The following is a 12511-nucleotide window of genomic DNA, read 5'->3' on the forward strand; positions in this document are numbered from 1 at the left end:
CGACCACCGGCCAGCCAGTCCGCTGCGCTTCGGGCGGCGATTGCTACCATGCGGCAGCGCCCGAGCAGTCCCCGCATGTCCATGAACGCCGTAGAAATCGAACAAGCCATTTCCGATCTGGCCCTGCAGCCCTTCGACGCGGCCGAGTTCCCCTTTGCCTTCCTGGCAGCCTTTGGCAACAAGGAGACGACGCTCAAGCGCCTGCGCGCGGGCAACAACAACGCCTCCGATGTGCCCGGCGGCGTGCTTCAGCGCAATAACATCCACATTGCCGTCTGCTCGCCCGGCACCACCGGCGCCGGGCTGCAGGCCCTGCGCGCCAGCCCGGCCACCGCCAAGGGCAAGGCCAAGTTCATCCTGGCCACCGACGGCCAGACGCTCGAGGCCGAAGACCTGAGCGCGGGCGAGACCATCGCCTGCGACTACCCCAGCTTCCCCGATCACTTCGGCTTCTTCCTGCCGCTGGCCGGCATCTCTACCGTCAAGGAGATCAAGGACAACCCCATCGACGTGCGCGCCACCGGCCGCCTGAACAAGCTGTACGTCGAACTGCTGCGAGAGAACCCGAGCTGGGCCACGGCTGAGCGCCGCGGCGACATGAATCACTTCATGGCCCGGCTGATCTTCTGCTTCTTCGCCGAAGACACCGACATCTTCAACGGCGAGGCACTCTTCACCCGCACCGTGGAGCAGATGAGCGACCGCGATGCCGGTAATACGCACCAGGTGCTGTCGGAGATCTTCCGCGCGATGAACGTGAAGATCGCAGACCGGGCCGCCGCCAACCTGCCGCGGTGGGCGGACGCCTTTCCCTACGTAAACGGCGGCCTGTTCTCCGGCAGCGCGGAGGTGCCGCGCTTCACGCGCATGGCGCGCACCTACCTGCTGCATGCCGGCACGTTGAACTGGAAGCAGATCAATCCGGACATCTTCGGGAGCATGATCCAGGCGGTGGCCGACGAGGACGAGCGTGGCGAGCTGGGCATGCACTACACCAGCGTGCCCAACATCCTGAAGGTGCTGAACCCGCTGTTCCTGGACGACCTGCGCGCGCAGCTGGAGGCCGCGGGCGATAACAAGATCAAGCTGCTGAACCTTCGCAAGCGCATTGCGCGCATCCGTGTCTTCGACCCGGCCTGCGGCAGCGGCAACTTTTTGGTCATCGCCTACAAGCAGATGCGCGAGATCGAGGCGGAGATCAATCGTCGGCGCGGTGAGTCGCACTTGGGCAGCGAGATCCCGTTGACGAACTTCCGTGGGATCGAGCTGCGGGACTTTCCTGCCGAGATCGCGCGGCTGGCCCTGATCATTGCGGAGTTCCAGTGCGACGTGCTTTACCGGGGGCAGAAGGATGCGCTGGCGGAGTTCCTGCCGCTGACCGCCGAGAACTGGATTGTTTGTGGGAATGCCTTGCGGTTGGATTGGCTGTCGATCTGTCCGACCACCGGAACGGGCGTCAAGGTGACGGCGGACGACTTGTTTGGGACGCCGTTGAACCAGACGGAGATCGACTTCGAGAACGAGGGCGGAGAAACATACATTCTGGGCAATCCGCCGTACTTGGGCGCGCGGTGGCAGGAGGACGCGCAGAAGGACGACATTCAAGGCCTCTTCGCGCACCGCTGCAAGAACTGGAAGTCACTGGACTATGTGTCTGGATGGTTCATCAAGGCCAGCGACTACATGGGACACGGCTCTGCACTCGCCGCCTTTGTGACCACGAACTCGGCATGCCAAGGCATTCAGGTTCCAACGCTCTGGTCCATGCTGTTTTCAGCTGGTTGTGAAATCTTCTTCGCGCACACCAGCTTCAAGTGGCAGAACCTCGCCAGCAAGAACGCCGGGGTGACCGTTGCCATCGTGGGCTTTGGCCGGAGTGTCCGGGGCACTCGTCGTTTGATGTCAGTTGCCGAAGACGGTAGCTTGGTCGTGAAGCTCGTAGACAACATCAATGGCTACTTGACCGCGGGGGCAAACATCGAGGTCGAGAAGGCAAGCAGCCCGATGTGTCAGCAAGCCGAGATGACCTTTGGCAATACGCCGATTGACGGCGGTCATTTGCTTTTGGACGCTCGAGAACTGGAAGCGCTGGGGCTTGATGCCGATCAAGCATCGCGCTTCACTCGTCGGATCTACGGGTCCTCGGAATTCATTCGAGGCGTTCCGAGGCATTGTCTTTGGATCTCAGACGAAGACCTCGCTGAAGCCACTTCGATTCCGGCCGTGAGAAAGCGGGTCGAACTGGTCCGGGAGTCGCGGCAGAAGGGCGGCGCAACCGCCAAGGAGATTGCAGTTCGCTCGCACCAGTTTCAGCGGATGAATGAAGGACGGTTCCAGACCATCGTGGTGCCCGGTGTCAGTTCAGAGAACAGACCCTTTCTTCCCGTCGGACTGATTGAGCGAGGCGCTGTGCCGAGCAACAAGTGCTTCGCCCTGTACGACGCTCCATTGTGGAACATGGCGTTGATCGCATCGCGCCTGCACTGGGTCTGGATTGGCACGGTTTGCGTGCGGATGCGTACGGACTTTTCTTACTCCAACACCCTCGGCTGGAACACCTTCCCCGTGCCGCTGCTTACCGAGCAGAACAAGGCTGACCTGGCCCGCTGCGCCGAGAACATCCTGCTCGCTCGCGAGGCCCACTTTCCGGCCACGATCGCCGACCTCTACGACCCGGACACGATGCCGGAGAACCTGCGCCAGGCGCACGAGCACAACGACGAAGTGCTGGAACGCATCTACATAGGCCGCCGCTTCAAGAACGACACCGAGCGGCTGGAGAAGTTGTTCGACCTGTACACCAAGCTGGTGGCGAAGGCGAGTTCGGCCAAACCGGCCAAGGCGGCCTCGGCCAAGAAGGCTGCGCGAAAGGCCGCCGCATGAGCGACCGTCCGGCCAGCCTGACGCAGCCGCCACAGGGCTACGCCGAGTGGCTGGCGGAGCTGAAGCGGCGCATCGACAGTGCGCAGCAACGGGCCACGCTGGCCGTCAACCGCGAACTGGTGCTGCTGTACTGGCAGATCGGCCGCGACATCCTGGCGCGGCAGGCCGATCAAGGCTGGGGCGCGAAGGTCATCGACCGGCTGGCGCACGACCTGCGCACGGCCTTCCCGGAGATGAAGGGCTTCTCGCGCGCCAACCTGATGTACATGCGCGCCTTCGCCGAAGCCTGGCCCGACGAGCCAATTGTCCAACAGCTTGTTGGACGATTGCCCTGGGGCCACAACCTGGTGCTGCTGACGCGCCTGAAGGACAGCGCCCAGCGCATGGCCTACGCCAGTGCCGCCATCGAGCACGGATGGTCGCGCAACGTGCTGAACATCCACATCGAAACCCGCCTGCTCGAGCGTACCGGCAAGGCGGTGACGAACTTCGACCTCACCTTGCCTCAGCCGCATTCCGACCTGGCCCGCGAATCGCTGAAGGATCCATACCGCTTCGACTTTCTGGGCCTGGGGCGCGAGGCTGGCGAGCGTGCCATTGAGCAAGCGATGGTCAAGCACGTCACCGAGTTTCTGCTGGAGCTGGGCGCGGGCTTCGCTTTCGTCGGCCGGCAGGTGCTGCTCGACGTGGGTGGGGACGAGTTCTTCCTCGACCTTCTCTTTTACCACCTGAAGCTGCGGTGCTACGTGGTGATCGAGCTCAAGGGTGGCAAGTTCAAACCCGAGCACCTGGGGCAGCTGGGGTTCTATCTGACGGCGGTCGACCGGCAGGTCAAGAGCGAACACGACAACCCCACCATCGGCCTGTTGCTGTGCAAGAGCAAGAACAAGATCGTGGCCGAGTACGCCCTGGGCGACAAATCGCAGCCAATGGGCGTAGCCGAGTACAAACTGCTGGAGTCGCTGCCGCCGGAGCTGCAGACCAGCCTGCCCAGCATCGAGCAGATCGAGCGCGAATTGGGCGGCGATGATGTGGGCGGGGAGGAAGAAGAAGCATGACGAACCCGATCAACACCTACACCGTGCCGTCGGTCTCCATCACCACGGCGCGCACGGGCGCTTCGGCCAAGGCGAACGAGCTGGGCATGCGCGCGATGCAGGAGCGTGCCTACGCGAAGCGCGGCGAGCAGTACCTGCTGATCAAGTCGCCGCCGGCATCTGGCAAGAGCCGGGCCTTGATGTTCATCGCGTTGGACAAGCTGAACAATCAGGGGCTGCAGCAGGCCATCGTCGTGGTGCCGGAACGATCGATCGGTGGCAGCTTCGCCGATGAAGCCCTGACCCAGCGCGGCTTCTACTGGGACTGGACGGTCGCGCCGCAGTGGAACCTGTGCAACGCGCCGGGCATCGACGAGCCGCGTGTCGCCAGGTCCAAGGTCGAGGCGGTCAAGAAGTTCTTGGCCAGCGATGACAAGGTGCTGATCTGCACCCATGCGACCTTTCGCTTCGCGGTCGAGGAGCTGGGCATCCAGGCGTTCGACAACCGGCTGATCGCCGTTGACGAGTTCCACCACGTATCGGCCAACCCGGACAACAAGCTGGGCAGCCAGCTGGGCGCCTTCATCGCCCGCGACAAGGTGCATCTGGTCGCGATGACGGGTTCCTACTTCCGTGGCGACAGCGAAGCGGTGCTGTCGCCCAGCGACGAGGGCAAGTTCGAGACTGTCACCTACACCTACTACGAGCAGCTCAACGGCTATCGGTGGTTGAAGTCGCTCGACATCGGCTACTTCTTCTACACGGGCCGCTACGTCGATGCAGTGGCGAAGGTGCTGGACCCGGCGCTGAAGACCATCGTCCACATTCCCAGCGTCAACTCGCGCGAGAGCCTCAAGGACAAGGAGCGCGAGGTCAACGAGATCATGCACGCGCTGGGCGAGTGGAAAGGCATCGATGAGACGACCGGCTTCCACCTGATCGAGGGCAGGGACGGCCGCACCTTGAAGGTGGCTGACCTGGTGGACGACAGCGACGCGGCCCAGCGCTCGCGCGTGCTGGGCGCGTTGAAGGACCCTGCGCACAAGGATGACCGGGACCACGTGGACATCATCATCGCGCTGGGCATGGCCAAGGAAGGCTTCGACTGGATCTGGTGCGAGCACGCCCTGACCATCGGCTACCGCAGCAGCCTCACCGAGGTGGTGCAGATCATCGGCCGCGCTACGCGCGACGCTGAGGGCAAGGAGCGCGCGCGCTTCACCAACCTGATCGCCGAGCCCACGGCCGAGCAGTCTGCGGTGGCCGAAGCCGTGAACGACATGCTCAAGGCCATCTCCGCCAGCCTTCTGATGGAGCAGGTACTGGCCCCACGCTACGAGTTCACGCCACGCAACGCCGGCGCCCAGGAGGGCTTCGACTACGGGCCGGACGGCTACGTGGACGGCGGCAAGAACCTGGGCGTGAACAAGGAGACCGGCGAGATCCACATTGAGATCAACGGCCTCGCCAAGCCGAAGAGCAAGGAAGGCAAGCGCATCTGCAAGGAAGACCTGAACGAGGTCATCGCCGCATTCATCCAGGACAAGCCGGCGCTCGAGCGCGGCACGCTCGACAAGGAGAACACCATCCCCGAGGAGCTGACGATCGAGCGCCTGGGCAAGATCGTGCGCGAGCGCTACCCGGAGCTGAGCGAGGCGGACCAGGAGGCCGTGCGCCAGCACGCCATTGCCGTCATCAATATCACGCAGCAGGCAAAGCTGGCGCTGGAGACGCCAGGCCAGGCTGAGGTTCCAGTCCCGGCAAACGACAGCGGTGGGGACGAGGCTGGGCATGCAAAGGGCAACACCGACCTTCTCGATGGTGTTCGCAAGTTCATCAATGTGCGTGACCTGGACATCGATCTCATCGACCGGATCAATCCGTTTGAAGCGGCTTACGCGGTGCTGGCCAAGACGATGGATGAAAAGTCCCTGCGTCAGATCCAGGCCAGCATCGCCGCCAAGACCGTGAAGCTCACCGAAGACGAAGCGCGGGAGCTGGCAAAGCGCGCACTGCAGTTCAAGAATGAGCGGGGGCGCGTGCCGGACATCAACTCCCCCGACGCGTGGGAGAAGAGGATGGCAGAAGGCGTGGCCGCATTCGCGCGTTACCGTGCCCAGGCCAAGGCGCAGGGAGGCAATGGCAATGGCTGAACTGGACGACGACGCGCTGCTGGAAGCTCTGGGCGTTGACGTTGCGCCGATCAAGCCCGGGGGCCGCACGGCGCGAGAGGAGCGCATCATCGCGGGTTTCGAGGACATTCTCCGATTCTTCGAAGCCCACAAGCGCGCGCCGCAGCATGGCGAAGATCGCGATATCTTCGAGCGTCTGTATGCTGTCCGACTCGATCAGCTCCGCAAGCTGCCCGAGGCACGTACGCTGCTGGCCGACATGGACAAGCCCGGCTTGCTGACCCAGGCTCCTGCAGCCCTGGCCAACGTGGATGAGCTGGGCGAAGATGCCTTGCTGGCCGAGCTGGGCTTCACGGGTGATCCATCGGATCAATCCGACATCACCGTGCTGCGGCATGTCCGCCCCCACGTTGAAAGGCAGGCAGCAGAGGAGATCGCGGACCGGACGACCTGCTCAGACTTCGACAGGTATCAACCCCTGTTCCAGCAGGTCGAGCAGGATCTGAAAGACGGAACGCGCAAGGCGCTTCGTTTCGGGCGCGACGCCAGCATCGAGGCGGGCAACTACTTCATCGTTGGCGGGCAGCTCGCCTACGTTGCCGAAGTCGGTGCAGCCTTCAAGGCGCCCAACGGTGAGAGCGATGCGCGCTTGCGCGTTGTGTATGCCAATGGCACCGAAAGCAACCTGTTGCGGCGCTCACTTCAGCGCGCCCTCTACAAGGACGAGTCGGGTCGCCGGCTGACGGACCCGGTGATCGGCCCCCTCTTTGGTGACCAGGCCGAGCCTGATGACATCGAGACGGGAACGATCTACGTGCTTCGCAGTTTGTCGAGTCACCCGTTCGTCGCGGAGCATCGGGCGCTGATTCACAAGATCGGAGTGACAGGCGGCAAGGTCGAAGCACGCATCGCGGGCGCCGAGAACGATGCGACGTACCTGTTGGCAGGTGTCGAGGTGGTCGCCGAGTACAAGCTTCACAACCTCAGCCGAACCCGCATGGAGAAGCTCTTCCATCGGCTGTTCAGTGAAGTGCAACTCGACCTGACAATCGAAGATCGATTTGGAAAGCCGGTCAAGCCGCGTGAATGGTTTGTCGTCCCACTCCAGGTGATTGACGAGGCCGTTGAGCGCATTCGGGATGGCTCGATCACCGAAATGGCGTATGACCCCAAGTCCGCACGGTTGGTGAGCGGCTATCACGGCGGCTGACGATCAGCCGTCTGGCTTCAGCGAGCGATCCCATCCCCCGCCAGCGACGTCGGCCTGTGCCCCGCCTTCCGCGCCGCCGCCGACGGCAGGTACACATCGCGATGCACCCAGTTCTTGAACTTCACCGTCTCGGCGTGCGAGGACTCGGCCAGCAGCGCCAGCAGTTCATCGGCGCGGACGCAGGTGCCCTTGGCCCCGGTCACCGTCGCCAGCGCATCCGGTCGCAGGCGGGCCAGCACGGCATCACGCGGTAGGCCGGGCACGGCCTTGCGCACGGCGGCCAGATGCAGCCATCGATGGCCTTCGTCGTCTTCCCACACGCCCACCGGCAGGCCGTGCCACGCGTAGTGAACGCCTTCCACGTCGCGCAGGGCCATCGCCTTCGTGGATCGGGCGCCGCCGGCCGCCAGCTCGATGAGCGGACGCGCCACCATCACGGCCACCAGCGCCGCACTGAAGACGATGCCGAACGGGCCGAAGAAATGCCACGCACCCAGCAGCAGCGCGGCTGCGAAGGCGAGTCTCAGGACGATCTGACGGGCGGGCATGTCCCGGGGGCGGTCAGGCGACCCTGAGACCTGATGGGGGCCTGGCCCTAGTGCAGGAACGCGTGACCAGCTTGCACGGTCACCTGGGCAGTGCGATCCACGTCCGACGGGGCGAAGTAGATGTCCTTGCCCAGGCGATAGGTGTAGCCGCACTGCTGCATCGCCATGCGGAAGGCCGGCAGTTCGACGTCTGAGCAGCGCTGGCCATCCGCGCGCACCTGCCAGGTGCCCACCGCCTCGCTGGAGCCGTGCCCCTGTTTGTTGTGGACCATGCCCACCACGGTGCCGTCAGCGCGCAGGGTCATGTAGGCATCGGCATCCGGCGCGCGGCGCAGCACGCGCACGTCGCCCAGCGTACGGATCTCGGCGGCTGAGAGCTTGCTGGCGCCCTGGTCCAGCAGTTCACCCAGCGTGGCTGGTTGCTGCGCGGACACGGCGCCACACAGCGCCAGGCCAGCGAGTGCGATGAGGCGTTTCATGCGGACTCCGGATGGGGCGGGGAACCAGTATCGCACCGGCCTGCCAGCCATCACAAGCGCGTCCAGCTGGTCGCTGCCGCTGACGAGGCGACGTTGGGGAGGGCGGTGCGCGCCTCAGCGTCCGCGCGGCACCCCCGCGTCGCGCAGATCGTCACCGTGGTACATGCGCGCAATGCCCGCACGGGCCGCCGCGGCCTCACACGCTGCACAGGGGCGCGACGTCGAGTACAGCACCGCGCCGGCCAGCGTGCCGCGCCCCTGGCTGCGCAGGGCCTCGCGGATGGCCACGCGTTCGGCGTGCGCCTCGGGGTCGCCGTCCTTCACCACACGGCTCGGGCCCAGGCCGATCACCTGGTCATCGGCCACGACCACGGCGCCGTAGGGCTGGTCACCCCAGGACTCGGCCAGCACGCGCATGCGCAGGGCCTCCAGGTGCCAGCGGCGCTGGGGATGGCGCGGCTCGGTGCTCCAGGCGGTGCCTGCGCTGCCGGCCAGCCCGGCCGTCAGGGCCGTGGCCACCAGATCGCGGCGCCGCGGGGTCACTTACACCTCGGCGATCAGCTCGATCTCCACGCAGGCGCCCATCGGGATCTGGGCCACGCCGAAGGCGCTGCGCGCATGGGCACCCGCCGCACCGAACACCTGGCCCAGCAACTCGCTGGCGCCGTTGGTCACGAGATGGTGCTCGGTGAAATCGGGCGCGGAGTTGACCAGGCTCATCACCTTCACGATGCGCTTGACCTGGTTCAGGTCGCCCACGGCGGCGTGCAGCGTGCCCATGAGGTCGATGGCGATGGCGCGTGCGGCCGCCTTGCCTTCCTCGGTGGTCATGTTGCGGCCCAGCTGCCCGACCCAGGGCTTGCCGTCTTTCTTCGCGATGTGGCCGGAGAGGAAGACGAGGTTGCCCGTGCGGACGAAGGGCACGTAGGCCGCAGCGGGTGTGGCCACGGGGGGCAGGGTGATGTCGAGGGCTTTCAGCTGGTCGTACACGCTCATGGGGTTCTCCTGGGAATGCCGGGCATTCTAAGGAGCGGGCGAGGGTGACGGCGACTCCATGGGCGTCACCGTCACCGCCACCCGCAGCGTGTGGCTGGCGCCGCCATGGATGACGCCGCGCATGGGCGACACATCGGAGAAGTCGCGTCCGACGGCGAGCGTCACGTAGTCCTCGCCGGCCGGGCGGTCATTGGTGGGGTCCAGGTCGAGCCACTGGCCCTGGCCTGCCTTGTCCGCGGGCAGGTAGACGGACACCCAGGCATGCGAGGCATCGCTGCCCACCAGCCGCGGCTGGCCGGGCGGCGGCTCGGTCAGCAGGTAGCCGCTCACGTAGCGGGCCGGCAGGCCCAGGCTGCGCAGGCAACCCAGCATCACGTGCGCCAGGTCCTGGCAGACGCCCTTGCGCAGCGCCAGAGCCTCCAGCGCGGGCGTGTTCACGTCGGTGGCCGTCGTCTCGTAGGTGAAGTCCGCGTGGATGCGGGCCATCAGCGCCACCGCCGCCTCCTGCAGGGGGCGCCCGGGGGTGAACACGGGCTGGGCATAGCTGACGAACGCCTCGTCGCGCGGCACGTAGGGCGAACTGAAGGAGAACTCCGCCGCCGGGTCGTACCGCGCGCCCCGCTGGTAGCGCATGCGCTCGCGAACTTCCTCCCAGGGCACCCGGCTGGCCGGCACGGCCGGCGCCGAGGTGGAGACGGTGCTTTCCGCCACCACGCGCAGGCGGTCGTGCGCCGCATCCAGGCTGAAGAAGGCGCGCGTGTTGCCGTACACGTCCTGCGCTTCCACCTGCTGGGCCGGTTCAGGCTCCACCGTCAACCGATGCGCCAGCAGCCGCTGGGTGGCATGATCGGCCGGCCGCAGGTGCGCCATGTGCTGCGCGGTGCGCACGGCCGGCGCGTAGTCATAGACGGTCTCGTGCAGCACGTGCAGCAGCATCGCGGCCTCCTCAGGCGCCCACGCTGCGGCGCGCGTCGCCCGAGTGCGCGAAGTAGCGCGCCGTGAGTTCGTCCGACAGCTGGTAGGCCGCGTTCACGCAATCGGTGAGCAGTTGCCGCAGTACGGCGTGCTCGCCCTCCGCATCGCGCGCGCACAGGGCCTCCAGCGTCCACTCGCGTGGGTCCGGCACCAGGTCGGCCGTGGGCGGCAGTTCGCCGGGCGCGGAGCCGGCGAGCTTGGCGAGGCGGCCGCGCAGCGTCTGGGCCACCCAGCCCAGTGAGCGTGGGTTGTCGCGGTCGATCACCAGCAGGTCCAGCAGGGCCGGGATGTCGTGCCGCTGCTGGTACTGCGCGTGGAAGGTGATGGTGCTGTCGAAAAGGGCCACCACCGCCTCGTAGCCGGCTTCATCGTGCACGGCGCCGGTGTCGAACGCGGCGCCCAGGGCCTGGGCCAGGAAGATCAGCCGCTCCAGGTGCCGGCCGGTGGACAGCAGCCGCCAGCCGTCATCACGCGTCATGCGGTCGGTCTGCGCCCCAGTCATGGCGGCGGTCATGCCGGACAAGGTCTCCAGGGCGCGCAGCGCCTCCATCGAGGAGTAGTCGACGCCCACGATGCAGGCGGCCGCGCCCCGCTGGAACTCGCGCTGCGCGTGGTCGATCAGGTTCCACTGCTCCAGCGACAGGCGCTCGCGCACGGCCGAGGCCGCGCTGCGCAGCGCCTTCAGATTGAAGCCCACGCTCGCCGCGGCGTCGGTGTCGGCCAGTGCGGCGATCAGGGAGCGCTCGAACACGCGGCGCGCCTGTGCGGGGGAGGGCACGGCCGGGTTCACCAGCGAGTTGGCCACGGCCAGCTCGCCCAGCCAGTGCAGCAGCGGTTGCGAGGAGGCGTCCTCGCCGTTCAGGCTGTCGATGGCCAGCCGGGCGAGGCGCGTGGCGTTCTCGGTGCGCTCGGTGTAGCGGCCGAGCCAGAACAGGTTCTCGGCGGCGCGGCTGGTGACGGTGCGCGTGCGGTGCGGTGTGTCCACGGAAGGGTGGTCGTGGTGCAGCAGGCTGGTGGTGTCCACCTCGCCCTCGGTCTGCACCCAGGTGTCGGCGCTGCTGCCGCCGCGCTGCATGGAGGCGATCTCCAGCTCGCTGGTGGCGATGCGCGTCAGGCCGCCCGGCAGAACGCGCCAGCCCTGACGGCCGTCGGACAGCGCGAAGACCCGCAGCAGGTAGGAGCGCGGCGTGATGCGTTCGCCGCCGCGTAGCGTCTTCCAGGTGGGCAGCTGGGCCAGCGGCAGGTAGCCCTGCACCGTGTGCTGCTCGGGCGCCCGCACGATGCGCCCGGCCCACTCGTCCAGCTCGCGGCGGTTCAGGTTGCGGCCGAGTGCTGCGCCGGCGCCCGCGCCCGAGTAGGTGGACTTGATCACGGAGCCGGCCAGCTGCGGCAGCACCGCCTCCATTGCGGCGCGCTCGCCACACCACCAGGTGGGCAGCGCGGGCAGGTGCAGCTCTTCGCCCAGCAGGTGGCGGCTGAGCGCGGGCAGAAAGCCCAGCAGCGCGGTGGATTCCAGCAGGCCCGAGCCGGGCGCGTTGGCCACCAGCACGTTGCCGGCCCGCACCGCCTGCAGCAGGCCGGGCACGCCCAGGTGGGAATCCGCGCGCAGCTCCAGCGGATCGAGGAATTCATCGTCCAGGCGCTTCAGCACGCCGTGCACGCGCTCCAGGCCCTTGAGCGTCTTCAGGTACAGCTTCTGGTCGCGCACGGTCAGGTCGCTGCCTTCCACCAGCGTCAGGCCGAGGTAGCGCGCCAGGTACGCATGCTCGAAGTACGTCTCGTTGTAGGGGCCGGGTGTCAGCAGCACGATGCGCGGCTCGCCCTGCGAATCGGGGCACAGCGTGACCAGGCTTTCGAGCAGCGCGCGGTAGGTGCCGGCGAGGCGCTGCACCTTCAGGTCACGGAAGGCCTCGGGGAACAGGCGCGAGAGGATGAGCCGGTTCTCCAGCAGGTAGCCCAGGCCCGAGGGGGCCTGCGTACGCTGCGTGACGACCCACCACGCGCCGTCCGCGTCGCGCGCGAGGTCGAACGCGGCGATGTGCAGCCGCCGCCCGCCGGCCGGCTTGACGCCGTGCATGGCGCGCAGGTAGCCCGGATGGCCCTGCACCAGGGCCGGGGGCAGCAGGCCGCCCGCCAGCAGCGTCTGCGGGCCGTAGATGTCGTCCAGCATCGCCTCCAGCAGGCGCACCCGCTGCAGCACGCCGGTCTCGATGCGCTGCCAGCTTTCGGGCGTGAGGATCAGCGGAAACAG

10 protein-coding genes are annotated in these 12511 nt (G+C 66.7%); 4 read left to right on the forward strand and 6 right to left on the reverse strand.

Features of this window, described 5'->3' with window-relative positions:
* Positions 1-81: 81 nt before the first annotated feature.
* From ACE3T5_RS13035 to ACE3T5_RS13050, 4 genes are read left to right on the forward strand one after another with little or no spacing between them, the layout of a single operon-like run.
* The gene (locus ACE3T5_RS13035) at positions 82-2883 is read left to right on the forward strand and encodes a class I SAM-dependent DNA methyltransferase (RefSeq protein ID WP_374668319.1); all 2802 of its coding nucleotides are present in this window, start codon (positions 82-84) and stop codon (positions 2881-2883) included.
* Positions 2880-3941 carry a YhcG family protein gene (locus tag ACE3T5_RS13040; RefSeq protein WP_374668298.1) on the forward strand — a complete coding sequence of 354 codons (1062 nt, stop codon included), beginning with the start codon at positions 2880-2882 and terminating at the stop codon, positions 3939-3941. The genes ACE3T5_RS13035 and ACE3T5_RS13040 overlap by 4 nt, the downstream gene beginning before the upstream one ends.
* Positions 3938-6073: a DEAD/DEAH box helicase gene (locus ACE3T5_RS13045; protein WP_374668300.1), complete on the forward strand. Its 2136-nt coding sequence runs from the start codon at positions 3938-3940 to the stop codon at positions 6071-6073. The genes ACE3T5_RS13040 and ACE3T5_RS13045 overlap by 4 nt, the downstream gene beginning before the upstream one ends.
* Entirely contained in the window at positions 6066-7262 is a 1197-nt protein-coding gene (locus ACE3T5_RS13050; RefSeq protein WP_374668303.1) for a GIY-YIG nuclease family protein, read from the forward strand. Before ACE3T5_RS13045 ends, ACE3T5_RS13050 begins: the two co-directional genes overlap by 8 nt.
* 17 nt (positions 7263-7279) lie before the next feature.
* Here the strand turns inward: ACE3T5_RS13050 and ACE3T5_RS13055 are convergent, their stop codons facing one another.
* From ACE3T5_RS13055 to ACE3T5_RS13080, 6 genes are all read right to left on the reverse strand, one after another.
* Positions 7280-7810, reverse strand: a complete 531-nt coding sequence (locus tag ACE3T5_RS13055; protein ID WP_374668305.1) for a hypothetical protein — start codon at positions 7808-7810, stop codon at positions 7280-7282.
* Between the two features lie 47 nt (positions 7811-7857).
* Positions 7858-8289 carry a hypothetical protein gene (locus tag ACE3T5_RS13060; RefSeq protein WP_374668307.1) on the reverse strand — a complete coding sequence of 144 codons (432 nt, stop codon included), beginning with the start codon at positions 8287-8289 and terminating at the stop codon, positions 7858-7860.
* Positions 8290-8403: 114 nt separating this feature from the next.
* A complete protein-coding gene (locus ACE3T5_RS13065; RefSeq protein WP_374668309.1) occupies positions 8404-8832 on the reverse strand; it encodes a deaminase in 429 nt (142 codons plus the stop codon).
* On the reverse strand, positions 8833-9285 hold the full coding sequence (locus ACE3T5_RS13070) for a RidA family protein (protein ID WP_374668311.1): 453 nt from the start codon (positions 9283-9285) through the stop codon (positions 8833-8835).
* Positions 9286-9312: 27 nt separating this feature from the next.
* A complete protein-coding gene (locus ACE3T5_RS13075) occupies positions 9313-10221 on the reverse strand; it encodes a transglutaminase N-terminal domain-containing protein (RefSeq protein WP_374668313.1) in 909 nt (302 codons plus the stop codon).
* 10 nt (positions 10222-10231) lie between these two features.
* The coding region (locus tag ACE3T5_RS13080) for a circularly permuted type 2 ATP-grasp protein (protein ID WP_374668315.1) at positions 10232-12511 on the reverse strand (2280 nt) is incomplete at its 5' end.

The sequence above is a fragment of the Ramlibacter sp. genome (assembly GCF_041916345.1).
GTDB lineage: Bacteria > Pseudomonadota > Gammaproteobacteria > Burkholderiales > Burkholderiaceae_C > Ramlibacter.

Bases quoted from the DNA above. Each gene is read 5' to 3' on its own strand.
- ACE3T5_RS13035 (WP_374668319.1), top strand. From the start codon at position 82: ATGAACGCCGTAGAAATCGAACAAGCCATTTCCGATCTGGCCCTGCAG.
- ACE3T5_RS13040 (WP_374668298.1), top strand. From the start codon at position 2,880: ATGAGCGACCGTCCGGCCAGCCTGACGCAGCCGCCACAGGGCTACGCC.
- ACE3T5_RS13045 (WP_374668300.1), top strand. From the start codon at position 3,938: ATGACGAACCCGATCAACACCTACACCGTGCCGTCGGTCTCCATCACC.
- ACE3T5_RS13050 (WP_374668303.1), top strand. From the start codon at position 6,066: ATGGCTGAACTGGACGACGACGCGCTGCTGGAAGCTCTGGGCGTTGAC.
- ACE3T5_RS13055 (WP_374668305.1), bottom strand. From the start codon at position 7,810: ATGCCCGCCCGTCAGATCGTCCTGAGACTCGCCTTCGCAGCCGCGCTG.
- ACE3T5_RS13060 (WP_374668307.1), bottom strand. From the start codon at position 8,289: ATGAAACGCCTCATCGCACTCGCTGGCCTGGCGCTGTGTGGCGCCGTG.
- ACE3T5_RS13070 (WP_374668311.1), bottom strand. From the start codon at position 9,285: ATGAGCGTGTACGACCAGCTGAAAGCCCTCGACATCACCCTGCCCCCC.
- ACE3T5_RS13075 (WP_374668313.1), bottom strand. From the start codon at position 10,221: ATGCTGCTGCACGTGCTGCACGAGACCGTCTATGACTACGCGCCGGCC.